Source organism: Ectopseudomonas chengduensis (assembly GCF_900102635.1).
GTDB lineage: Bacteria > Pseudomonadota > Gammaproteobacteria > Pseudomonadales > Pseudomonadaceae > Aquipseudomonas > Aquipseudomonas chengduensis.
This window is the reverse complement of sequence record NZ_FMZQ01000014.1, coordinates 91668-113774: the sequence shown is the minus strand read 5'-3', so window position 1 is coordinate 113774 and position 22107 is coordinate 91668. Positions and strand designations below refer to the sequence as shown.

The 22107-nt window shown below is 63.1% G+C and carries 22 protein-coding genes; 16 read left to right on the top strand and 6 right to left on the bottom strand.

What is annotated here, in order from left to right; genetic code table 11:
• Positions 1–2: 2 nt before the first annotated feature.
• From tmk to BLS08_RS20315, 4 genes are all read left to right on the top strand, one after another.
• Positions 3–635: a dTMP kinase gene (gene tmk, locus BLS08_RS20330; RefSeq protein ID WP_017677602.1), complete on the top strand. Its 633-nt coding sequence runs from the start codon at positions 3–5 to the stop codon at positions 633–635.
• Positions 628–1620, top strand: a complete 993-nt coding sequence (locus BLS08_RS20325) for a DNA polymerase III subunit delta' (RefSeq protein WP_017677601.1) — start codon at positions 628–630, stop codon at positions 1618–1620. The genes tmk and BLS08_RS20325 overlap by 8 nt, the downstream gene beginning before the upstream one ends.
• Positions 1621–1746: 126 nt before the next feature.
• Positions 1747–2103: a PilZ domain-containing protein gene (locus BLS08_RS20320; protein ID WP_003245164.1), complete on the top strand. Its 357-nt coding sequence runs from the start codon at positions 1747–1749 to the stop codon at positions 2101–2103.
• 113 nt (positions 2104–2216) lie between these two features.
• The gene (locus BLS08_RS20315) at positions 2217–2999 is read left to right on the top strand and encodes a TatD family hydrolase (RefSeq protein WP_017677600.1); all 783 of its coding nucleotides are present in this window, start codon (positions 2217–2219) and stop codon (positions 2997–2999) included.
• A 308-nt stretch (positions 3000–3307) separates the two neighbouring features.
• On the opposite strand, the gene BLS08_RS20310 is transcribed toward BLS08_RS20315, so the two are convergent.
• Positions 3308–4441 carry an aminotransferase class V-fold PLP-dependent enzyme gene (locus BLS08_RS20310; protein WP_017677599.1) on the bottom strand — a complete coding sequence of 378 codons (1134 nt, stop codon included), beginning with the start codon at positions 4439–4441 and terminating at the stop codon, positions 3308–3310.
• Between the two features lie 75 nt (positions 4442–4516).
• Here BLS08_RS20310 and BLS08_RS20305 point away from each other — a divergent pair, with 75 nt between their 5' ends.
• On the top strand, positions 4517–5140 hold the full coding sequence (locus tag BLS08_RS20305; protein ID WP_003461933.1) for a TetR/AcrR family transcriptional regulator: 624 nt from the start codon (positions 4517–4519) through the stop codon (positions 5138–5140).
• A gap of 79 nt (positions 5141–5219) precedes the next feature.
• Positions 5220–6188 carry a GTP 3',8-cyclase MoaA gene (locus tag BLS08_RS20300; protein WP_017677598.1) on the top strand — a complete coding sequence of 323 codons (969 nt, stop codon included), beginning with the start codon at positions 5220–5222 and terminating at the stop codon, positions 6186–6188.
• A gap of 188 nt (positions 6189–6376) precedes the next feature.
• Here BLS08_RS20300 and BLS08_RS20295 read toward each other — a convergent pair whose 3' ends face one another.
• Positions 6377–6649: a hypothetical protein gene (locus BLS08_RS20295; RefSeq protein WP_017677597.1), complete on the bottom strand. Its 273-nt coding sequence runs from the start codon at positions 6647–6649 to the stop codon at positions 6377–6379.
• Positions 6650–6760: 111 nt separating this feature from the next.
• A complete protein-coding gene (gene arsB / locus BLS08_RS20290) occupies positions 6761–7834 on the bottom strand; it encodes an ACR3 family arsenite efflux transporter (protein WP_017677596.1) in 1074 nt (357 codons plus the stop codon).
• A gap of 105 nt (positions 7835–7939) precedes the next feature.
• Here arsB and BLS08_RS26740 point away from each other — a divergent pair, with 105 nt between their 5' ends.
• The 8 genes from BLS08_RS26740 to BLS08_RS20250 all read left to right on the top strand — a co-directional run bounded on the left by BLS08_RS26740 (position 7940) and on the right by BLS08_RS20250 (position 14416).
• On the top strand, positions 7940–8716 hold the full coding sequence (locus BLS08_RS26740; RefSeq protein WP_017677595.1) for a metalloregulator ArsR/SmtB family transcription factor: 777 nt from the start codon (positions 7940–7942) through the stop codon (positions 8714–8716).
• A 51-nt stretch (positions 8717–8767) separates the two neighbouring features.
• Positions 8768–9481, top strand: coding sequence for an arsenical resistance protein ArsH (gene arsH / locus BLS08_RS20280; RefSeq protein WP_017677594.1), 714 nt, complete (start codon positions 8768–8770; stop codon positions 9479–9481).
• Between the two features lie 18 nt (positions 9482–9499).
• Complete coding sequence (locus tag BLS08_RS20275) at positions 9500–10000, top strand: cyclin-dependent kinase inhibitor 3 family protein (RefSeq protein WP_017677593.1); 501 nt, start codon at positions 9500–9502, stop codon at positions 9998–10000.
• A 13-nt stretch (positions 10001–10013) separates the two neighbouring features.
• Positions 10014–11018, top strand: a complete 1005-nt coding sequence (locus BLS08_RS20270; protein WP_017677592.1) for an ArsJ-associated glyceraldehyde-3-phosphate dehydrogenase — start codon at positions 10014–10016, stop codon at positions 11016–11018.
• Between the two features lie 194 nt (positions 11019–11212).
• The gene (arsJ, locus tag BLS08_RS20265; protein ID WP_017677591.1) at positions 11213–12442 is read left to right on the top strand and encodes an organoarsenical effux MFS transporter ArsJ; all 1230 of its coding nucleotides are present in this window, start codon (positions 11213–11215) and stop codon (positions 12440–12442) included.
• Positions 12443–12542: 100 nt separating this feature from the next.
• The gene (locus BLS08_RS20260; RefSeq protein WP_017677590.1) at positions 12543–13145 is read left to right on the top strand and encodes a DUF4823 domain-containing protein; all 603 of its coding nucleotides are present in this window, start codon (positions 12543–12545) and stop codon (positions 13143–13145) included.
• A 106-nt stretch (positions 13146–13251) separates the two neighbouring features.
• Positions 13252–13821 carry a DUF1285 domain-containing protein gene (locus tag BLS08_RS20255; protein ID WP_017677589.1) on the top strand — a complete coding sequence of 190 codons (570 nt, stop codon included), beginning with the start codon at positions 13252–13254 and terminating at the stop codon, positions 13819–13821.
• 64 nt (positions 13822–13885) lie between these two features.
• A complete protein-coding gene (locus BLS08_RS20250) occupies positions 13886–14416 on the top strand; it encodes a GNAT family N-acetyltransferase (RefSeq protein WP_017677588.1) in 531 nt (176 codons plus the stop codon).
• 12 nt (positions 14417–14428) lie between these two features.
• Here the strand turns inward: BLS08_RS20250 and BLS08_RS20245 are convergent, their stop codons facing one another.
• Both BLS08_RS20245 and BLS08_RS20240 read right to left on the bottom strand, forming a co-directional pair.
• A complete protein-coding gene (locus BLS08_RS20245; RefSeq protein ID WP_394327966.1) occupies positions 14429–16165 on the bottom strand; it encodes a S8/S53 family peptidase in 1737 nt (578 codons plus the stop codon).
• Between the two features lie 123 nt (positions 16166–16288).
• The gene (locus BLS08_RS20240; RefSeq protein ID WP_017677586.1) at positions 16289–17491 is read right to left on the bottom strand and encodes an NAD(P)/FAD-dependent oxidoreductase; all 1203 of its coding nucleotides are present in this window, start codon (positions 17489–17491) and stop codon (positions 16289–16291) included.
• An 89-nt stretch (positions 17492–17580) separates the two neighbouring features.
• Here BLS08_RS20240 and BLS08_RS20235 point away from each other — a divergent pair, with 89 nt between their 5' ends.
• Positions 17581–18561 (top strand): GlxA family transcriptional regulator, encoded by a 981-nt coding sequence (locus tag BLS08_RS20235; protein ID WP_017677585.1) that lies wholly within the window; start codon positions 17581–17583, stop codon positions 18559–18561.
• An 87-nt stretch (positions 18562–18648) separates the two neighbouring features.
• On the top strand, positions 18649–19788 hold the full coding sequence (locus BLS08_RS20230; protein ID WP_017677584.1) for an acetyltransferase domain-containing protein: 1140 nt from the start codon (positions 18649–18651) through the stop codon (positions 19786–19788).
• 204 nt (positions 19789–19992) lie between these two features.
• Here BLS08_RS20230 and BLS08_RS20225 read toward each other — a convergent pair whose 3' ends face one another.
• Positions 19993–22047: a TonB-dependent receptor gene (locus tag BLS08_RS20225; RefSeq protein ID WP_017677583.1), complete on the bottom strand. Its 2055-nt coding sequence runs from the start codon at positions 22045–22047 to the stop codon at positions 19993–19995.
• Between the last annotated feature and the right edge of the window lie 60 nt (positions 22048–22107).

Here is a 22107-nt window from a genome sequence, read left to right as displayed (position 1 = left end):
CCGTGACCGGTCTGTTTATTACCCTGGAAGGCCCGGAAGGCGCCGGCAAAAGCACCAATCGCGAATATCTGGCCGAGCGCCTGCGCGAGCAGGGCATCAATGTGGTGCTGACTCGTGAACCCGGTGGCACGCCGCTGGCCGAACGGATTCGTGAATTATTGCTCGATCCGAGCGATGAGCCGATGGCGGCCGATACCGAGCTGCTGCTGGTGTTCGCCGCCCGTGCCCAGCATCTGCAGCAGGTCATTCGCCCGGCTTTGGCCAAGGGCAGCGTGGTGCTGTGCGATCGTTTCACTGATGCCACCTACGCCTACCAGGGTGGTGGTCGGGGTCTTTCCAACGAACGTATCGCGCAACTGGAGCAGTTCGTTCAGGGCGAGCTGCGCCCTGATCTGACGCTGATTTTCGATCTGCCGGTGGAGATCGGTCTGGCTCGCGCCGCGGCTCGCGGTCGTCTGGATCGTTTCGAGCAGGAAGGCCGTGGCTTCTTCGAAGCGGTACGCCAGGCCTACCTGCAGCGCGCCAAGCAGGCGCCACAACGTTATCGCGTGCTCGATGCCGGGCAGACCCTGGCTCAGGTGCAGGCCGATATCGATGCTTTGCTGCCGAGCCTGCTGGAGGCCTGCCGTGGCTGATGTCTATCCCTGGCAACAAGCGCTCTGGCAGCAACTCGCCGGGCGTAGCCAGCACGCCCATGCCTACCTGCTGCATGGTCCGGCCGGCATTGGCAAGCGTGCGCTGGCCGAGCGCCTGATGGCGCGCCTGCTATGCCAGAGCCCGAATGGGCTGGATGCCTGTGGCAACTGTAAATCCTGTCATCTCTTGGTTGCCGGTACTCACCCGGACAACTACGTGCTGGAGCCCGAAGAGGCGGACAAGCCGATCAAGGTCGACCAGGTGCGTGAGCTGGTCGACTTCGTGGTGCAGACCGCGCAGCTCGGTGGGCGCAAGGTCGTGCTGCTGGAGCCGGCCGAGGCGATGAACCTCAACGCTGCCAACGCGCTGCTGAAGAGCCTGGAAGAACCCTCCGGCAATACCGTGCTGCTGCTCATCAGCCACCAGCCCAGCCGCCTGCTGCCGACCATCAAGAGCCGCTGCGTGCAGCAGGCCTGCCCATTGCCGAGCGAGGCGATGAGCCTGGCCTGGCTGGCCCAGGCACTGCCCGAACTGGGTGACGATGAGCGCGTTGATCTGCTGACCCTTGCGGCGGGTTCGCCGCTGGCTGCCGTACGCCTGCATGCTCAAGGTGTGCGCGAACAGCGTGCCCAGGCCGTGGAGGGAGTGAAAAAACTGCTCAAGCAGCAGATCTCCCCGAGCCAACTGGCGGAAAGCTGGAACTCATTGCCGCTGAATCTGCTCTTCGACTGGTTCTGCGACTGGGCGCAACTGGTGTTGCGCTACCAACTGACCAAGGATGAGCAAGGCTTGGGCCAGGCCGATATGCGCAAGGTGGTGCAGTACCTGGCGGACAAGAGCGCGCAGGCCAAGGTATTGGCGATTCAGGAATGGCTGCTCGCGCAAAGGCAGAAGGTGATGGGTAAAGCCAACCTCAATCGTGTGCTGCTACTGGAAGCCCTGCTGGTGCAGTGGGCCGCCTTGCCAGGACAGGATCGCGGCTGATTGGCGCGAGAGCCGGATTCGGCAGGGCGTCACATTCTGCTGGCTGCCTGCCACCCGGTTGTTTGCGCATGAGCATGAACAAGCCCTAGAATCAGCCATTAAGCAATAAACGCTAGGAATGCGCTGATGAGCCTGCCACCCAATCTGGGTCCCCGTAACGGAATTCTGTCCCTGACCATCAAGGACAAGTCCGTGTTGTACGCGGCCTACATGCCTTTCATCAAGAATGGCGGTCTCTTCATTCCCACCAACAAGAGCTACAAGCTCGGTGACGAAGTGTTCATGCTGCTCAACCTGATGGATGAGCCGGAGAAGATTCCGGTGGCTGGCAAGGTGGTGTGGATCACCCCTAAAGGCGCTCAGGGCAACCGCGCCGCCGGTGTCGGCGTACAGTTCAACGACGGCGATAACACCGCTCGCAACAAGATCGAAACCTACCTCGCTGGCGCGTTGAAGTCCGACCGCCCGACTCACACCATGTAACCCGCTGGCCGCGAGTTTACTGTCCTCGCGGCCGAAGCATCTCCCCCAAGCGTCCAGGCGCCTGCCACTTTCGATTACAATTCGGGCTTTCCCTTTGCCCGAGTTCTCCCGCTGTGCTGATCGACTCCCATTGCCACCTTGATCGTCTCGACCTCGCTGCCCACGGTGGCTCGCTGGATGCTGCCCTGGATGCGGCGCGCGCCGCCGGCGTCGGGCATTTCCTGTGTATTGGCGTCAGCGCCGACAACGCCGCCACGGTCAAGGGCCTGGCCGAGCGCTATGCCGATGTCGATTGCTCGGTGGGCGTGCATCCGCTGGATCTCGAGCCGGGCGCCGAACCGGCGCTGGACTGGCTACTGGGCGAGCTGGCGCACCCGAAGGTGGTAGCCATCGGTGAGACCGGTCTGGATTACCACTACGAATCTGAATCCGCTGCGCTGCAGCAGGCCTCCTTCCGTCTGCATCTGGAGGCGGCGCGCATCACGGGTAAGCCGGTAATCGTGCATACCCGCGAGGCTCGCGCCGACACCCTGGCGTTGTTACGCGAAGCGGCGCTGCCACAGGCTGGCGTGCTGCATTGCTTCACCGAAGACTGGGAGATGGCCAAGGCCGCGCTGGACATCGGGTTCTATATTTCCCTGTCCGGCATCGTCACCTTCCGTAATGCCGAGGCGCTGCGCGATGTGGCGCGCCAGGTGCCGGCTGACCGTCTGCTGGTGGAAACCGACTCGCCTTACCTGGCGCCCGTGCCGCATCGTGGCAAGCCCAACCTGCCGCAATACGTGCGTGAAGTGGCCGAGTACCTGGCCGTACTACGTGGCGTCAGCTACGAGAGCCTGGCCGAGCAGACCTCGAGCAACTTCAAGCGTCTGTTCCCGCTAGCTGGTGTGGCCTGAAACTATGGCGTAGCCCGGATGCAATCCGGGGGGGGGGCGGTAAATATTTCCCGGATTGCATCCGGGCTACGGTTCGCGCTTCTGTCATCAGACCAGGCAAAAAAAACCCGGACTCTGGGGGATGAATCCGGGTTAAGACCATTAGGAGTAAATCAAGGTACGCGGTCCACGGTACCTTGGCTGGCGGGGCACTTGGGGGGAGATGCCGCGCACCAGTAAGTTCCAGTATTAGCCATGATCAGCGAGCGTCCAGGCCAAAGCCTGAGTTTTTTAAACGGATTTGGAATACCGCGGACGCTGTTGAGTCCTCACCCTTTTGCCAGCTGGGTTAGCAGCCCCAGCGTTTCCTCGATCACTTGCTCTTGGGTGTAGAAGTGTGGCGAAAGCCTTACTCCCGGCCCACGCTGCACGCAGATCACCTGTTCCTCGCGCAGACGTTGATAAAGCGCGGGGTTGTTCCAGCCTGCCAGGCTGAAGTTGAGGATGCCGGCACGGCGCGCGGGGTCGAGCGGGCTATGAATCACCGCACCGGGTAATGCGCGAATACCGTCGTTCAGGCGCTGCACCCGTTTCTCCAGCAAGGCGCCGACCCGCTCCATACCCACTTCTTCGAGCAACGACAAACTCGCCTCTAGGGCGAAGGCGCCGAGCATGTTCGGGCTGCCGCATTCGAAGCGCCGCGCACTGCGGGCCGGTTGCCAGTCCTGGCGGGTGTAATCGCCGGCGTGCTCCAGCATGTGCCAGCCGTACTCGTTCAGTTTCAGCTGGTCGCGTACCGCACTGCGGCAATAGAACACCCCCAGGCCCTCCGGGCCGAGCATCCATTTGTGGCCGTCGGCCATGGCGAAGTCGCAGTTGTAGGCCTGGACATCGAAGGGCAGGGCGCCCAGCTGCTGGATGGCATCGATGCAGAACAGCACGCCATGCTGGCGGCAGCCGCGACCAAGGCGCGGCAGATCCAGGCGCAGGCCGCTGGCGAACTGCACGGCGCTGATCGACAACAGGCGTGTTCGCGGGGTGAAGGCGGCGAGCAGCGCTGCTTCCGGATCTTCGCCCTTGAGGCTGACCTCGACCACCTCCACACCCTGGGCGGCCAACGCCAGCCAGACGATGCGGTTGGAAGGGAATTCCTCGTCGCTGATGATCACCTGATCGCCGGCTCGCCAGTCCAGGCCGAATGCCACGAAGGACAGTGCCTCGGAGGTATTTTTGACCAGCGCAATATCACCGGTGCTTGGTGCGTTCATCAGACGCACAAGGCGTTCGCGTAGGCTACGCTCCAGTTTCAACCAGTCGGGATAATCACGTGCGCCGCTGGTCACGTTCGCTTCCGAGAACCGCCGCACCGCTTCAGCGCTGCGTTTCGGCCAGGGGGCGACCGCCGCATGGTTCAGATAGCGCAGTCCATTTTCCAGGGGGAACTCATCATGAAACACGTACATGGTCGGATGATCCGTGCAATTTGGCCGCATTTGGGCATAATAAGCGGCTTCGATTTTTGACCCCGTAGTCCCTTTATGCAGAAAGAACCCCGTAAGGTCCGCGAATTCCGTCGCCGCGAGCAAGAAATTCTCGATACCGCGCTGAAACTCTTCCTCGAACAAGGAGAAGACAGCGTTACTGTCGAGATGATCGCTGATGCGGTCGGTATCGGCAAAGGCACTATCTACAAGCACTTCAAGTCCAAGGCGGAGATCTACCTGCGCCTGATGCTCGACTACGAGCGTGATCTCAACGAGCTGCTGCATTCGGCTGACGTGGATCGTGACAAGGAAGCGCTGTCGCGTGCGTACTTCGAATTCCGCATGCGCGATCCGCAGCGCTATCGCCTGTTCGACCGCCTGGAAGAAAAGGTGGTCAAGGGCAATCAGGTGCCGGAAATGGTCGAGCAGTTGCACAAGATCCGTGCTTCCAACTTCGAGCGTCTGACCCAGCTGATCAAGGGCCGCATCGCCGAAGGCAAGCTGGAAGACGTGCCGCCGTACTTCCACTATTGCGCAGCCTGGGCCCTGGTGCACGGCGCCGTGGCGCTGTATCACTCGCCGTTCTGGAGCAACGTGCTCGAGGATCAGGAAGGCTTCTTCCAGTTCCTCATGGACATCGGCGTACGCATGGGTAACAAGCGCAAGCGCGACGCCTGATGCCTGGCATGTCGGCCACGGTAATGTGCCGTGGCTGACATAGCGATATACTCCGGTTCTTAACGAACTGGAGCTCTCAATGATCGTCGATCGCCAGGGCAGACGCTTTCGCAACCTCCGCGTCAGCCTGACCGCCGCCTGCAACTACGCCTGCACCTATTGTGTGCCGAACGGCAAGCGTCTGGTCGCCGCTCAGGACGAACTCTCCGCCGACGCCATGGCGCGTGGCGTGGCTTATCTGATCGAAGCAGCCGGCATCGAGCGCCTGCGCATCACTGGTGGTGAACCGCTGGTCAGCACGCGCCTGGAGCCTTTCCTGCGCCAGGTCAGCCAACTCGGTCTCGACGATATCAGCCTGACCACCAACGGCCAGTTGCTCGAGCGCAAGCTACCGCTGCTGGTCGAATGCGGTATCCGCCGTCTCAACGTTTCCCTCGATACCCTCGACGCCGACGCCTTTCGCAGCATCGCCCGCGGCGGCGACCTGGCCACCGTGCTGGCCGGCATGGAAGCGGCGCGCGAAGCCGGGATGAAGATCAAGGTCAACATGGTGCCGTTGCGCGGGCAGAACCTCGACCAGGTACTGCCGCTGCTGGAGTACTGCCTGGAACGCGGTTTCGAGCTGCGCTTCATCGAACTGATGCGCATGGGCCACCTGGCGCGTGACCCCAATGCCTTCAACCAGCAATTCGTCGGTCTGCCCGAGCTGCTCGAGCTGATCGGCAGCCGCCACCAGTACGTTCAGGCCAGCGCACCAGTGGACGCCACGGCGATGCGCTACGCCATTCCCGGTGCCGGTCATTTCGGCGTGATCGCCAACGAAAGCGTGCCGTTCTGCCGTACCTGCTCGCGTCTGCGCCTGTCGTCTACCGGCTGGTTGCACGGCTGCCTGTCGTCGAGCAACCGCCACTTCGTTGGCGACCTGCTGGACAAACCCCGTCACCAGGCCTTGCCGGCGCTGCAGCGGCTGCTGGTCAAGGCCCTCGGCGACAAGCAGGACCTGGCCTTCTCCGGCGGTGTCACCGTGATGAAGATCATCGGCGGCTGATGCTTGGGTTGGCTGTTCTGGAACGGCTTAGCTACGCAATCCTTTCTCGGCGACTGCCGACTGCTCTCTGAAAAAGAAAGCGGGTGCTTTTCATCAGGCTTTCGGTCCAGCCCAAAAGAAAGCCGCCCGAAGGCGGCTGCGAGCGTCAGGCGTATCGTCTTTCCAGGCGCCCGACGCTTGTCTCGTGATTACTTCTTCACTGCCTGCAGGTAATCCTTGAGGGTCTGCTCATCAGCTGATTTGACCGTCATGCCCTCCGGGCCGCTGCCGATGCCGGTGAATTGCTTGGCCGGCTCGCCGGTGGCTTTGAAGTCCTTCAGTTCCTGAGAGTTCTCGCGAAATACCCACAGACGGCCGTCCTCGATTTCGGTGACGAAGCCGGGCCTGTCGTACTGGCTGGCCAGCGCGGTGCCGGCGAAGAGGCTGGAGAGTATCAGGGCGGTCAGGGCGATCTTTTTCATCGTTGTGCATCCTAAGGTGTTTGGGGTGGGCACACCCTAGCGCAGGCTATGTGACTTACTTATTACATTATCCGTATATGCGTGTAACCAGATGTAAAAGCTGCCGAGCCCTCAGTGCAGGGCTCGCTCGTACCAGTTGCGACTATTGTTGACCATGCGTACCAGCCAGAGCATCACCGGCACCTCGATCAGCACGCCGACCACGGTGGCCAGCGCCGCACCGGAGTCGAAGCCGTAGAGTACGATAGCCACGGCCACGGCCAGCTCGAAGAAGTTGGATGCGCCGATCATGGTCGAGGGGCCGGCCACGTCATGGCTCACCTTGAGCGAGCGGTTGAGCCAGTAGCCGAGCGCGGCGATCAGCAGCGTCTGCAGCAGGATAGGCATGGCCAGAATGCCGATCACCAGTGGTTGTTCGACGATGGCCTGGCCCTGAAAGGAGAACAGCAGCACCAGGGTGGCCAACAGAGCGATGATGGAGAAGGGAGAGATTTTCGCCAGGGCCGCTTCGAAGGTGGGCTTGCCGCGCTTGAGCAGGTGGGCGCGCACGGCCTGGGCGATGGCCAGGGGGATGACGATGTACATCACCACCGAGAGCAGTAGGGTGTCCCAGGGCACCGGGATCGACGATACACCGAGCAGCAGGGCGACGATGGGGGCGAAGGCGAACACCATCACCAGATCGTTGAGCGCCACCTGGCTGATGGTGAAATTGGCGTTGCCATTACAGAGATTGCTCCAGACGAACACCATCGCCGTGCAAGGCGCGGCACCAAGCAGGATCAGCCCGGCCATGTAGCTGTCGAGCTGGTCGGCCGGCAGCCAGTCGGCGAACAGGATCTTGATGAACAGCCAGCCGATCAGGGCCATGGAGAAGGGCTTGACCACCCAGTTGACGAACAGGGTGACGCCGATGCCGGCTTTTTGCCCGCGCACTTCATGCAGCGAGCCGAAATCGATCTTCATCAGCATGGGGGTGATCATCACCCAGATCAGCACGCCGACCGGGATGTTCACCTGGGCAATCTCCATGGCGCCCACCGTCTGGGCGGCCTGCGGCGCGACCAGGCCGAGTGCCGTACCGGCCGCAATACAGAGGAATACCCACAGGGTCAGGTAACGCTCGAAGAACCCCAGGGGCGCGCCTGCGGATTGCTTCAGGTCGGTATCACACGCATTTGTCATCTTGGTTGCCTATCCTCGTCATGAGCGAATGGCCAAACATATTCGCTTTACTGTATATCTGCAAAATAATATATTCGCTCATGTGCATCCTTGACGGAAATCAACATGAGTCAGAAAAAGCGTGTCCTGTTCCTCTGCGTGGCCAACTCGTCGCGCTCGCAGATGGCCGAAGCGCTGCTGCGCCATACCGACTCCGAACATTTCGAAGCCTTCAGTGCGGGCACCGCGCCCACTGAGGTAGACCCGCGCACCCGCGATGCGCTGGAGCACCTCGGCGTTTCTACCGCCGGGCTGTTCAGCAAATCCGTCGAGCAGGTGGCGGGCGAGCCGTTCGACTATGTGATCACGCTATGTGACAAGTCTGCGCTGGAGTGCCTGGCGCTTCCCGGCACTGGCGAATACATCGCCTGGAACTTCGAGGACCCGGCGACCAGCTCGCAGAAGGACGCCTATCGCAAGACCCTGCACGAGATCCATGAGCGGATAAAGATGTTCGTGCTGATCAAGAGCAAGTCAGCCAGTGCTGCCAATGACGACATGACGCCCACCGAACTGTTCAAGTGCCTGGCCGATGAAACGCGAGCGCGTATCGCTATGCTCGTTACCCTCGAGCAGGAACTGTGCGTCTGCGAGCTGACCGCCGCGCTGGACGAGGCCCAGCCGAAGATTTCCCGGCACCTGGCGTTATTGCGCAGCAGCGGTCTGCTGGAAGATCGGCGCAATGGCCAATGGGTGTACTACCGCCTGCATCCGCAGCTGCCCGAGTGGGTCAGGGACGTGCTCAAGCGCACCCTGGACAGCAATGCCGAGTGGCTGCGCCCGGATGTGCAGCGCCTGTGGCAGATGCGTGACCGCCCTGGGCGCAAGCCCGCCTGTGACTGAGCGGCGAACCTCGTGAAGACCCTGTTCTGACCCCATTCCTGGAGCGACACCGTGCAAGACGACCTACCCAACGCCGACCTGCAACTGCTCGATCTGCCGACTGCGGACAAGCTCACCATCGAGTCGGCCTCGACCCACGCGCCGCGCATCCTGCTGCTGTACGGCTCCACCCGAGAGAAGTCCTTCAGCCACCTGATGACCGAGGAGGCCGCGCGCCTGTTGCAGCACTTTGGCGCCGAGGCGCGCATCTTCGACCCGCGCGGTCTGCCGCTGCCGGACGATGCGCCGGACAGTCATCCCAAGGTGCAGGAGCTGCGCGAACTGATGCAGTGGTCGGAAGGCCAGGTGTGGTGCTCCCCCGAGCGCCACGGCGCGATGACCGCCGTGTTCAAGGCGCAGATCGACTGGGTGCCGCTAGCCATGGGCGCGGTCCGCCCGACCCAGGGCAAGACCCTGGCGGTGATGCAGGTCTGCGGCGGCTCGCAGTCGTTCAACGTGGTCAATCAGTTGCGCGTACTGGGGCGCTGGATGCGCATGTTCACCATCCCCAACCAGTCTTCGGTGCCCAAGGCCTTCATGGAGTTCGACACGGAGGGCCGGATGAAGCCGTCCTCGTTCTACGACCGCCTGGTGGACGTGATGGAGGAACTGGTCAAGTTCACCCTGCTGCTGCGCGATCGCTCCGACTACCTGGTCGATCGCTACTCCGAGCGCAAGGAGCCGGCCGAAGAACTGTCCAAACGCATCAATCAGCGCGCCATCTGAGCGAAGGAACTGCCCACCATGACTCATCCATACGATGTACTGCACGTGCCCGGCCTGGCCGGCACGCTGATCTTCACGCCTTGCCCCGGCACCCGGGAAACCTCGCTGGAACAGGCGCTGTTGGCGCTCAAGCAGGCTGGGGCAGCGGGCGTGATCACGCTGATGCCCCACAATGAACTGGCCGCCAACGGCGCCGAGCAAATCGCCCAGCAGTGCCAGGCCCTGGACCTGGCCTGGTATCACCTGCCGGTGGCCGACGAACAGGTGCCACTGGAGGCGTTCGGCGAGGGCTGGCGGGCATCGCGCCAGGCAATTCTCGAACACCTGCGTGACGGTCGCTCGCTGGCCATCCACTGCAAGGGCGGCTCCGGGCGCACCGGCCTGATCGCCGCACGCATCCTCATCGAAGCTGGCATCGCGCGCAGTCAGGCCATCGCCCTGGTGCAAGCATTGCGGCCCAAGGCCATTCAGCATCCCGCTCACGTCAACTGGATCAACCAGTTCGGCGCGACCCACTGACAGAGGCATCGACATGACCATCAAAGTAGGCATCAACGGTTTTGGCCGCATCGGCCGTCTGGCCCTGCGCGCAGCCTGGGACTGGCCCGAAATGGAGTTCGTGCAGATCAACGACCCGGCAGGTGACGCCGCCACCCACGCGCACCTGCTCAACTTCGACTCGGTGCATGGCCGCTGGCAGCATGAGGCGGGCAGCGAGGGCGATTGCGTGGTGATCGATGGCAAGCGCATCAAGGTGAGCGCCAACAAGGCCATCGCCGACACCGACTGGAGCAGCTGCGACCTGGTGCTCGAGGCCAGCGGCAAGATGAAGACGGTCGCCGTGCTGCAGGGTTATCTGGACCAGGGCGTGGAGCGCGTTGTGGTCTGCGCGCCGGTCAAGGAGCAGGGCGCGCTGAACGTGGTGATGGGCGTCAACCAGCACCTGTTCGACCCGGCGCAGCATCGCATCGTCACCGCCGCGTCCTGCACCACCAACTGCCTGGCACCGGTGGTCAAGGTGATCCACGAGGCGCTGGGCATTCGTCACGGCTCGATCACCACCATCCACGACCTGACCAACACCCAGAGCATCCTCGACCAACCGCACAAGGATCTGCGTCGCGCCCGCGCCTCGGGTATGAGCCTGATTCCGACCACCACCGGTTCTGCCACAGCGATTGCCGAGATCTTCCCCGAGCTGCGCGGCAAGTTGAACGGCCATGCCGTGCGCGTGCCGCTCGCCAACGCCTCGCTGACCGACTGCGTGTTCGAGGTCGAGCGTGCCACCACCGCCGAGGAGGTCAACGCGCTGCTCAAGGCGGCCGCTGATGGCCCACTGAAGAACATCCTGGGTTACGAGGAGCGCCCGCTGGTGTCCATCGACTACCGCACCGATCCGCGCTCGTCCATCGTCGATGCGCTGTCGACCATGGTGGTGGCCGGCACCCAGGTGAAGATCTACGCCTGGTACGACAACGAGTGGGGCTATGCCAACCGCGCGGTGGAGCTGGCGCGCCTGGTCGGCCAGGCCGGCTGATTCGTAGGGTGCGCCGTGCGCACCAGCCAGCGCAGCGCATGGGAAGGACAGGTTTATGGGGCGTCCTTCCTGCTGCCTGGGACGAATCATCGGCTTGCCCGCATCCCTTCAGGGTGCACCATGGTGCGCGCGGCGCACCCTACGCTTGAGGCCAGCCCTCCGGCCGCTATAACGCCCGATCAGGAAATTACGCCATGCACGCCCTCGCACGACTCTCTCCGGAGATCCGTCAGTACCTCTTGGTAACCGGCAACTACTGGGCCTTTACCCTCACCGACGGCGCCCTGCGCATGCTGGTGGTGCTGCATTTTCACAGCCTCGGCTACACGCCGCTGCAGATCGCCGCGCTGTTTCTGTTCTACGAGATCTTCGGCGTGGTCACCAACCTGGTGGGCGGCTACCTGGGCGCGCGGCTGGGTCTGAACCGCACCATGAACATCGGCCTTGGTCTGCAGGTGCTGGCGCTATTGATGCTCACCGTGCCGGCTGCCTGGTTGACTGTGCCCTGGGTCATGGGCGCCCAGGCGCTGTCCGGCATCGCCAAGGATCTGAACAAGATGAGCGCCAAGAGCTCGATCAAGCTCCTGGTGCCGGACAGTCAACAGGGCACGCTGTACAAGTGGGTGACCATCCTCACCGGCTCGAAGAATGCGCTCAAGGGTGTTGGTTTCTTCCTGGGGGGAGCGCTGCTCGCCGTGCTCGGCTTCACCGGCGCGGTGCTGGCCATGGCCGCCGCATTGGCGCTGATCTGGCTGGCCAGTCTGGTGCTGCTGAAGAAGGATCTGGGCAAGGCCAAGGCCAAGCCGAAGTTCCGCGACATGCTGTCCAAGAGCCGGGCGATCAACATTCTTTCGGCTGCCCGGCTGTTTCTCTTCGGTGCGCGTGACGTCTGGTTCGTGGTGGCGCTGCCGGTGTACTTGAGCAGTGTGTTCGGCTGGGATTTCTGGCTGGTGGGCGGCTTTCTCGCCAGCTGGGTGATCGGCTACGGCATCGTGCAATCGCTTGCCCCGCGCATCACCGGCAAGCAAAGCGGGCATGTGCCGGACGGCCGCGCCGCATTCCTCTGGGCGGCGTCGCTGGCGGGGCTGCCGGCGCTGATCGCCTTGGGCCTGGGCGCCGGCTGGTCGGCGCAGGTGGTCTTGCTCGGTGGGCTGATGCTGTTCGGCGTGCTGTTCGCGGTGAATTCCTCGCTGCACAGCTACCTGATCGTCAGCTACGCCAAGGAGGACGGCGTATCGCTGGACGTAGGCTTCTACTACATGTCCAACGCACTGGGGCGGCTGATCGGCACCTTGCTCTCGGGCTGGGTCTTCCAGGCTTATGGGTTGGAGGCCTGCCTGTGGGTGTCCAGCGCGTTCGTACTGGCCGCCGCGCTGATTTCCATCGCCTTGCCCAGACACCGCGATACCGCTCGGCAGGCCTGAGGTCAGTGAAATGGCAAGGTGGACTTGAATAAGGCTGGCGCAGAACCTGCATCTACGCCTCATCCGCCGGATTTCCGTCACCGGCGAGGAGGATCGATTCATGCGTAACCTGCTTCTACTGGTGGCGCTGCTAGGCCTGACCGGGTGCATGAAGGTCAGCGATCTGGCCAGCGGCGCCGAGTACCACCTGCGCGATGCCGGGTTTCTCGACCACGGCCGTACCGAGCGCATGGCCTCGCGGCGCCTGCAGCAGGACTCCTTCATCTACATCGCCCAGGGCCACTTCGTGCCGCCGGGCCATGGCTACCCGCGGCCCAATGTGGTGGCCGAGGAGGCGTTCAAAGGCTTCGTCGAGTACTTCCCGCTGGTGCGCCGCGCACGTCAGCCGGCAGGCCTGGATGAAGCCATGGCCGAGGCGCGCGGGGCTGGCGCACATTATCTGTTGTATGCGCGTTTCGCCTACAGCGATGACCGCATCGGCACCCTGGAGGAGTGGGAGGATCAGGAGGCTGTGGATCGTCTCGGCACTGACCGGGCATCGATCCAGCTGATGCTGATCGAAACCAATACTCGCTTCCTGGTCGACACCGCGCGGATTCGCAGCCGTGGCGGATTCCTGACGTTCTACGATGCCCAGCCGCAGGACCTGATCGGCCCGCCGCTGCACGACTATGCGCGCAGCCTGCTGGGGGTTGGCCGCTAAGAATAGGGGCAATCGGCGCGCCGCTCTTGTGGGAGGGGCTTTAGCCGCGACAGGTGCCACGGTGTATCCTCTTCAGTCCCCGGCAAAATATGGACGAGGAGAGAGCATGAGCGATCCAGGCAAGGCCGGCGACCTGCTGGCGCAGATCCCCAAGGGCGAAGGCAAGGGCCTGCCACCTGTGCACCTGTGGAACCCCGATTTCTGTGGCGATATCGACATGCGTATCGCCCGCGATGGCACCTGGTATTACCTGGGCACGCCCATCGGCCGCAAACCCATGGTGCGGCTGTTTTCCACCATTATCCGCCGCGACGGCGACGACTATTTCCTGATCACGCCGGTGGAGAAGGTGGGCATCAAGGTAGACGACGCGCCTTTCGTTGCCGTGACCCTGCAGGTGGAAGGTGAGGGCGAAGCGCAGGTGCTGCGCTTTACCACCAACGTCGAGGACGAGGTCGTGGCCGGCGTCGAGCACCCGATTCGGGTGGAGATCGACCCTGCGACACTCGAACCCTCGCCCTATATTCTGGTGCGGCGTAACCTCGAAGCGCTGATTCATCGCAACGTGTTCTACCAACTGGTGGAACTGGCGGTGGAGCGCGAAGTGGACGGCAAGCCTTGGCTGGGGGTGTGGAGTGCCGGGCAGTTCTATCCCATCGGGCCGTCCCCGGTCTGAGTGGGCAATTCGGGATAAGCGCCGGTGCGCGCAGCGCACCCTGCGGGTTTGACAGGAGACGCAGATGGATGAGCATCGCATCGAAACCGAACGTCTGACGTTGCGCCCACCGCAGCCGGAGGATGCTGCCGAGGTGCAACGTCTGGCTGGTGATTTTCGTATTGCCGATGTCACCAGCAGCATTCCCCATCCTTATCCGCCCGAGCTGGCGCAGCAGTGGATAGAGCGCTGCGCGCAGGATTGGGCCAGTGGCACGGCGGCCAACTTCATCATCACCGAGTCGGCCAGCGGCAAGCTGGTCGGCAGCATGGCGCTCAAGGACATCGGCCGCGGCGAGGCCGAGGTAGGCTATTGGATCGGCGTGCCTTACTGGAGCCGTGGCTACGCCAGCGAAGCCTGCAATGCCCTGGTGGATTTCGCCTTTCAGCAACTGCGTCTGCGTCGCCTGCACGCCAGCCACCTGGCGCGCAATCCGCAATCCGGCCGAGTGCTGTTCAAGGCCGGCTTCCGCCATCTGGGCCTGGGCCACAGCCAGTGCGGCTGCCAGGGCAAGCTGGAGCCGGTCGAACTCTACGAGCGAGTTTCTGGCGAGTGACCTGAGCGGCCCTCAACGCACCCGATCGCGACTCTGTACCGCCAGGTCCAGCGCCTTCTGCATATCCAGCCGCGCCGAGCGACCCACGTCCTTGTCGCTCATCTTGTAGTTGCGCTCCGATGGCAGGATCGGCGCGGTCAGGTCTTCGGCGTCCATCGGTTCGAAGTCGTAATCACCGCCGATGGTCATGGCGCTGCGCCGTAGCAGCATGCGCACCTGTTCCGGCTGCAGACGCGGATTGATCGACAGCATGGCGGCGACCACACCGGTGACCAGGGGCGTGGCGTAGGAGGTACCGCAATGCACGTCGCCGGACGCATCGACCTCACGGGTTGAAGCGCGGGCACAGGCCGCGGCGATGATGTCGACGCGCATGTCGATGTTCGACGAGTTGCGTTTGACCACGTAGCTCGGGTCGTCGATATCGACCTCCTTTTCCTTGTTGCGCTGATGCCCGCCGACCACCAGCAATTGCTCGGTGATGAAGGAGGAGGGCAGGCGGTACTCGTCCCGACCGGAGAAGGACGAACCGTTGCCGGCGGAGTTGATCACCAGCACGTCCGGGTGTTCCTCGCGCAGCCAGAGGAAGAACTCCTCCAGCAGCTCTTCGTAGCCGCTCATGGCGATGCCGGAGCGCACCAGCGAATCGATCTCGTCGCCTTCGACGTTGCGCGTGCCGACGCGGTGGATGCCCCAGCTCCAGTTGAGTACGCGCACGCCGTCTTCCACCAGGTTCACCGAGGCTGCGATGTTGGCGGTGATGCCGGCGTCCGAGTTGCGCTCGACGATGACTTCGAAGCCCTGGCTGGCCTTGTCCAACCCGCGTAGGAAACCGGTGTTGCCGCCCTTGTCCCAGTGCGCGGCGAGAATCCCGGCCACGGTGCTGCCGTGGTTGTCCGGCTCGTCGGCATCACGCGCATAGACGCAGGTGCGCGGTTTGCCATCGGGGCAGGCGCCGAGGTAATCGGCGAAGTCGGGCGAATCGAAATCGACATTGCGCTCGATCACGCCGACGCGGATCGGTTCGGCCTCTATGGGCGTCTCGCCCGCCGGGATGCGTCGCTGGTAATAGTTCACCGCATCCATGAAGCGGTTCGCCGCCCATTCTTCGGAGTTCTTTTCCGGTTTGCGTGCTGGCTGGCGCGAGGCTTCGCGCTCTTCGCCGCGCTCCGGTGCGCTTTCTTCCACCACCACGGCATCGACGCTGGTTTCGTTGCCGATGCGCAGCACCAGCGCATCGCGCTCGGTCAGGTTCTTCACCGGCAGGCGCAGTTGGTAGACGTTCAGCGGTGGGATGGCGCCGACCACCTTGGCGTTGTACTTCTTCGCCAGGCGCCTGGCCTCGTCGAGGCCGTCGTGGCTTTCCTCGATCAGCAGACTGACCAGATCGACATAGGTGGTCAGGCCATCCATGTTCTTCGCCACTTCATCCGGGCCGGCAGCGAGCACATGGCTGCGATGCAGCGACAGCCACACTGGATTGCTGACGCGCGAGCCGTCCTCCAGCCACAGCGGCGCGCTGCGGTGTTCGGTGCTGTTCAACTGTAGGCGCAGGCCATCGCCAGTGCGCTTGACCGCTGAAGCGGGCAGGGTGTCGTCGCCGAGTCGCAGCCTGGGCAACTTCGCGCCAAGGCCACGCACCTGCATGCACCATTCCTGCTTTTCACTGGCGAGCAAGTCGCCGCAGCGCTGCAGGCTCTGGATGCGCAGCGGTTCCTGCGCGCTGGCAAGAGGGCTCAGCACGGCCATGACGAAAGCGGAGAGAAGAGCGCGGTTGGGCAGCATGGGGCAGGGTTTCCGTGACGATTGTCCTGCTTTTCCGACTGCCTTCGCCGCGCTTTGTTCAGGTTGGGAGGAAAGTGGCTGGTTCGCTCAGGCCACTGGAATCGCCGGATCGGCGGCTGCCAGGGCGATGGCGCGATCAGCGACCGGCGGGTAGATCCACAGGCTGTTGATCTGCTGCTTCAGCGTCTTGGCTTCACTGCCGATCAGTTTTACCTGGCGATCCCAGCCTTCGCTGTACACCGCACCCCAGGCACCGAGATCGAGGCAGGTCACGTACTTGGGCTGGCTGTAGGGCGTCGTCGCTACCCCGATCAATTCGGCTGCTGTGTTGTTGCCGGCGTGGCGACCCAAGGCGATGGCGTGCTGGCAGGACATCACGCTGAAGTTGCCGACATCGTCCGTTGCGGCGCGGGCGGTATCGCCTGCTGCGAAGATTGCAGGTTGACCCTGGACCTTGAGCTGGCTGTCGACCTGCAGTCGGCCTTGATGATCGCGTGGAGCACTGATCTGCTCGGTCAGTGCGCTGGCGCGAAAACCCACGGTCCAGATCACGGTATTGGAGGCGATACGCTGGCCGTCATCCAGGGTCACGCCATCGGTATCGACCGCCACCACCATGCGTCCCAGGCACCATTCGATTCCCAGTTCCCGCGACGCTTCGCTGATCGCTGGACGAATACCATCACCCAGCGCGGCGGCAATCTCTTCGCCACGATCGACCACTACCACGCGAATGGCGGCGTCATCGCCGAGCAGGGCGCGCAAGCGTGCCGGCATTTCCGTCGCGGTCTCGATGCCGGTAAAGCCGCCGCCGGCGACCACCACGGTATTGCGTGCGGTGCTTGGCGGACGCTCTGCCAGGCTCGCCAGGTGCTGCTCCAGGCGCACCGCCTGCTCGATTTCATCGACGTCGAACAAATGCGCCTCCATGCCCTCCAGCGCTGGGCGCATCAGGCGGCTACCCGAGGCCAGCACCAAGCGGTCGTAGCTCAGGCTCCCCGGCTTTCCGGCGGCGTCGCGATAGCTGACCTGCTGACGCGATGCATCGATACCCTCGGCCGTGCCCTGGACGAATTCCACACCCACGGCTGCCAGCAGCTCGGTGAGAGGCGCTTTCATGCTTTGCACATTCGGCTCGTAGAAGCGCGGTCGAATGCGCAGCTCCGGCTGGGGGGCGAGCATGGTCACGCCGATATCCGTTCGTCCGTGTTGATCGAGCAGGCGCATGGCACTGAGGGCGCTCCATACCCCGGCAAAACCACCACCGACAATCAGAATGCGTTGTTTCATCTGGTACTCCTGGCTTTGGCTCGTTTCGTTTGACGGAGCCATGCTAGGAGAGGAGCATTTCGGCAGATACGACATATACCCCCGAAATCATGCCAACTCGCCCGCGTACCGTTCTCTTCCTCGCCTACCCGCAAGTGGGTCTGCTCGATCTTACCGGCGCGCAGACGGTGTTCTGGGCGGCCACCAAGGCCATGCACGAACGCGGTTTGCCGGGTTACGAGCGCCTCACTGTCAGCCTTGCGGGCGGTTTGGTGGGCACTGCCGAAGGCCTGGTGGTGGATACCCAGCCGCTGGCAGAGGTACAACTGGCGCAGGTCGATACGCTGATCGTGCCGGGCGCGCCGGAAATCGAGCGGGCGGTGGCCGAATCGGCCGAACTGATCGCCTGGATCGCCAGCAACGCACGTCGAGTGCGGCGCACGGCCTCCGTATGCAGTGGCACCTTTCTGCTGGCTCATGCGGGTTTGCTCGAGGGTAAGCGCGCGGCGACGCATTGGGCGATGTGCGACATGCTCAAGGCGCGTTTCCCGGCCATCGAAGTGGACAACGACGCCATCTTTATCGAGCAGGGCGCAGTGTGGACCTCTGCGGGTGTCAGTGCCGGTATCGACCTCGCCTTGGCACTGGTCGAGGCCGATTGCGGGCGAGAGGTGGCCATGCAGGTGGCGCGTGAGCTGGTGGTCTTTCTCAAGCGTCCTGGCGGGCAGGCGCAGTTCAGCGAGCTGTTGCAGGCACAGGCCAAGGACACCTCGACCTTCGATGAGCTGCACCGCTGGTTGGGCGATCACCTGAGCAGCCCGGAGCTGAATGTCGAGACCATGGCCGAGCGCTGCCACATGAGCCCGCGGCATTTCTCCCGCCTGTACAAACAGAAGACCGGGCGCACGCCGGCCAAGGCAGTGGAAATTTTCCGCCTCGAAGCCGCGCGCAGGTTGCTGGAGGACTCCACCCGCAATATCGATGTTATCGCCAGGCAATGCGGCTTCGGTGACGAAGAGCGAATGCGTGCGACATTCCAACGTCATTTAGCGATTTCGCCGCGGGATTATCGAAGACGCTTCTCGCGCTGAAGGCTCTGCGCCGAAGGGGGATGGCATCGGCTCGGCAGAATCTGGTTATAGTATTACGTTCTCTTCAAGCCCCATTCGAAGCCTTCCATGTCCTCCAATCGTCTGCTCTCGATCGACGCCCTGCGCGGTTTGGTCATCCTCTTCATGTTGCTCGATCACGTTCGCGAAACCTTCTACCTGCACCAGCAGGTCGGCGACCCGATGGACGTGACCGCTACTGAGCCTGCGCTGTTCTTCAGCCGTACCCTGGCGCACCTGTGCGCGCCGGTGTTCATCCTGCTCACCGGGCTTTCGGCGTTTCTCTATGGCGAGAAGCAGATGAGCCGGACGGCGACCAGCGCCTTCCTGTTCAAGCGCGGGCTGTTTCTGGTGGTGCTGGAGTTCACCCTGGTCAACTTCGCCTGGACCTTCCAGTTCCCGCCCACGGTGATCTACCTGCAGGTGATCTGGGCCATCGGCCTGAGCATGCTGACGCTCTCCGTGCTGCTGTGGCTGCCGCGAACGCTGCTGGCCGTGCTGGGCCTGGCGCTGGTGGCGGGGCACAACCTGCTCGATGGGTTGCACTTTGGCCCGGAGTCGGCGCTGCACATTCCCTGGGCGATCCTGCATGACCGCGGCTGGATCGGGTTTTCCGACACGCTGCGCCTGCGCACGTCGTACCCGGTGCTGCCGTGGATCGGAGTGATTGCCCTAGGCTATGTGATCGGCCCGTGGTTCCGCTGGTCCAGCGCGCCCGAGCAGCGTCTGCAATGGTTGCGTCGCGCCGGTTTCGCTGCGCTGGCGCTGTTCGTGATGCTGCGCCTGCTCAACGGCTATGGCGAGAAACCCTGGGCCGTGGAAGAAACCGCACTGCAAACGCTGATGGGCCTGTTCAACATCACCAAATACCCGCCGTCGCTGTTGTTCCTGGCGCTGACGCTGGGCGTCGGCCTGTTGCTGCTGGCCTACTTCGAGCGCCGCAACGATGGGCGCATGGTGCGCACGCTGGCTGTGTTCGGCAGCGCGCCGATGTTCTTCTACCTGCTGCACCTGTACGTGCTGAAGCTGCTCTACATCGCCGCCTTCGCCATCTGGGGCGCGAACCAGGGGCATTACTTCGGCTTCGACTCGATGGGCTGGATCTGGGCTGCGACCGTGCTGCTGGCGCTGCTGCTGTTTGCGCCCACGCAGTGGTTCGCTCTGCTCAAGGCGCGGCGCCGCGACATTCGCTGGTTGAAGTACCTCTGAGAGCCTTTGACGTAGGGTGCGCCGTGCGCACCAACTGGCACCTCGAAAATATCCAGTGCGCACGGCGCACCCTACGTTCGCTCGGCATTGGCACGATGTCGTGCGCTGTAGGAGCCCGATTGCGGGCGATGGTTGGCTGACGCGATCGCCGGCAAGCCGGCTCCTACAGGTCGAGTTGCGGAGTCTTTCCGAGTGGCTCCGGCGTTACAGCTTCATGTTCACCGACAGATAGGCCGAGCGACCTGGGGCAGGGGAGAACATCGGTTGTTCGTCGCCAGCGGCCCAGAAGAAGTTGTCGAACCATACGTACTCGTAGTCGCGGTCGGTCAGGTTCTTCATCTGCAGGTCGAGGCTGGTGGTGGCCGATACCTGATAGCGCACGTTGGCATCGAGCACCGCGAAGCCGCCGTACTTGCCTTGCTGGTTCAGCTCGTCGATGTAGTAGTCGCCCTGGGCGCGGGCCGACAGGCCGAAGCGCCAGGCGTCGTTGAACTGGTAATCGACCCCGGCATTGCTGATGTAGCGCGGCGTGGAGAACACCTCCTTGCCCGCCAGCGACTGCCCACCAGCGGTGAACGCGCTGACCACCTTGGCTTCCTGGATGGCGTGCGAGCCCCACACCGTCCACTGATCGTTCAGCTGTGCGGTGAGCTGCATGTCGATGCCGCGACGCTTGGTTTCACCCAGGCCGACGGTGGTGCCGGTGCTCGGCATGTTGGCCACTTCATCGGTAGCTTCCTGTTGCCACACGGCGATGCGCGCTTCCGAGCCGGCGAAGGGTTTGAACTTCACCCCCACTTCCTTGCCGGTGTTGATCGACGGTTTGTACGAAGCCTGGCCGGCGGTCATGTAGGCCGGTGCGGTGGACCCGGTGAGGATCTGGAAGGTGCGCCCCCAGTTGGCGTAGACGTTGATGTCCGGGGTGATGCTGTACACCACGCTGAGCTTGGGCTGTTCGATCCAGCCGTAGTCCTGCAGCTCGGCCTTCTCGCCGTTCATCAGCTCGGTATTACCGGAGAACTTGTCGACGCGGTACGCCGGGATGATCTTGAGCTGCTCGATGGGCTGGATGATCGCCTGGGCATAGGCGCCGGTGTTGTACAGCGTGTAGCTGTGGTCGTTTTGCGTGCGGGCCGGCGGCGCGTCGAAATCGGTGGGAATGCCGAAGTTGTAGCGGTAGCGGCGGTATTCGTTGTTCTGCTGCTCGTAGTTGATGCCGCCGTCGAGGGTCAGCATCTCGTGGGCGCGCCAGGTCAGGTTGCTCAGCACGCCAGTCTGGCGCTCTTCCCACTGGCGGCGCTGACGCGGGGCATTGCCGACCGGATAGCTGGTGAAAGTCACGGTGCGGTCATCGTCGTAGCTGTTGTAGTACAGCTTGTTGCTCAGGCTCAGGTCGTCGCTGAGCTGGAAGTCGGCATGCGCGCTGAGGTGCTTCATGTCGCGGTCGTCGCCATCGTTGGCATTCTTCTCCGGCGACTGCGAGCGGCTCGCGGCCAGCTCTTGCGCGGTGAGAAAACCCGGCTCCTCTGCCTGGTGGTGGTAGAGGCGGGCGATCACGCCGAGCTTCATGGTCTGCTCGTCATCGGTGACGAACCATTTGCCGCCCAGGGAATATTTGTTGGAGTTGCTGTGGTCGCGGAAACCGTCGGAATCCTGCTTGGCCAGAAAGTAGTTCTGCGCGAAGTTGCCTTCCTCGTGGCCGACGGCCAGCTGGAATTCGCGGGTGTTGAAGCTGCCGTAGGTCAGGCGGCCGTCGGTGTAGTTGCCGCCCTGACGGGTGGCGAAATTGATGTTGCCGCCGATGTTGTGCAGGCCGTAGCGCGGGTCATTGGTGCCGCGCACCACCTCGATGTAGTCGATGTCCAGCGGGAAGATCATGTCGATGAAGCGTTGGTTGCCGCTGTTGACGTTGCTCGGCACGCCGTCGATCAGCGTCTTGATGCCATTGATGTAGCCCTCGCCGTTGAAGGCGCGGAAGGTCACCTTGCCGGATTCGGCGCCCATGCGCGTCTCGGTCAGCTGGATGCCGGGCATCTGGCCTACCAGCTCCCAGCTGTTCATCACGTTCTTATCCTCGATCTTGTCACTGCCCATGATGTCGACCGAGCTCAGGATGCTATCGGTGCGCAGCGTGCCGCTGGCCTCGGGGGTGACGTAGACCGAGCCGAGCGAAACGGTGGAGTTGCCGGATGAGGCAGCGTGAATCTGAGTCGTGACCAGGGCGGTCATGACGGCGAGGGAGGCCGAAGTGGCTTTCATGGGTATTCCTAGCGTTGCGTTTTCTAAGTGAGGGGAGGGTGTTGCGCTGGTTTGCTGCGC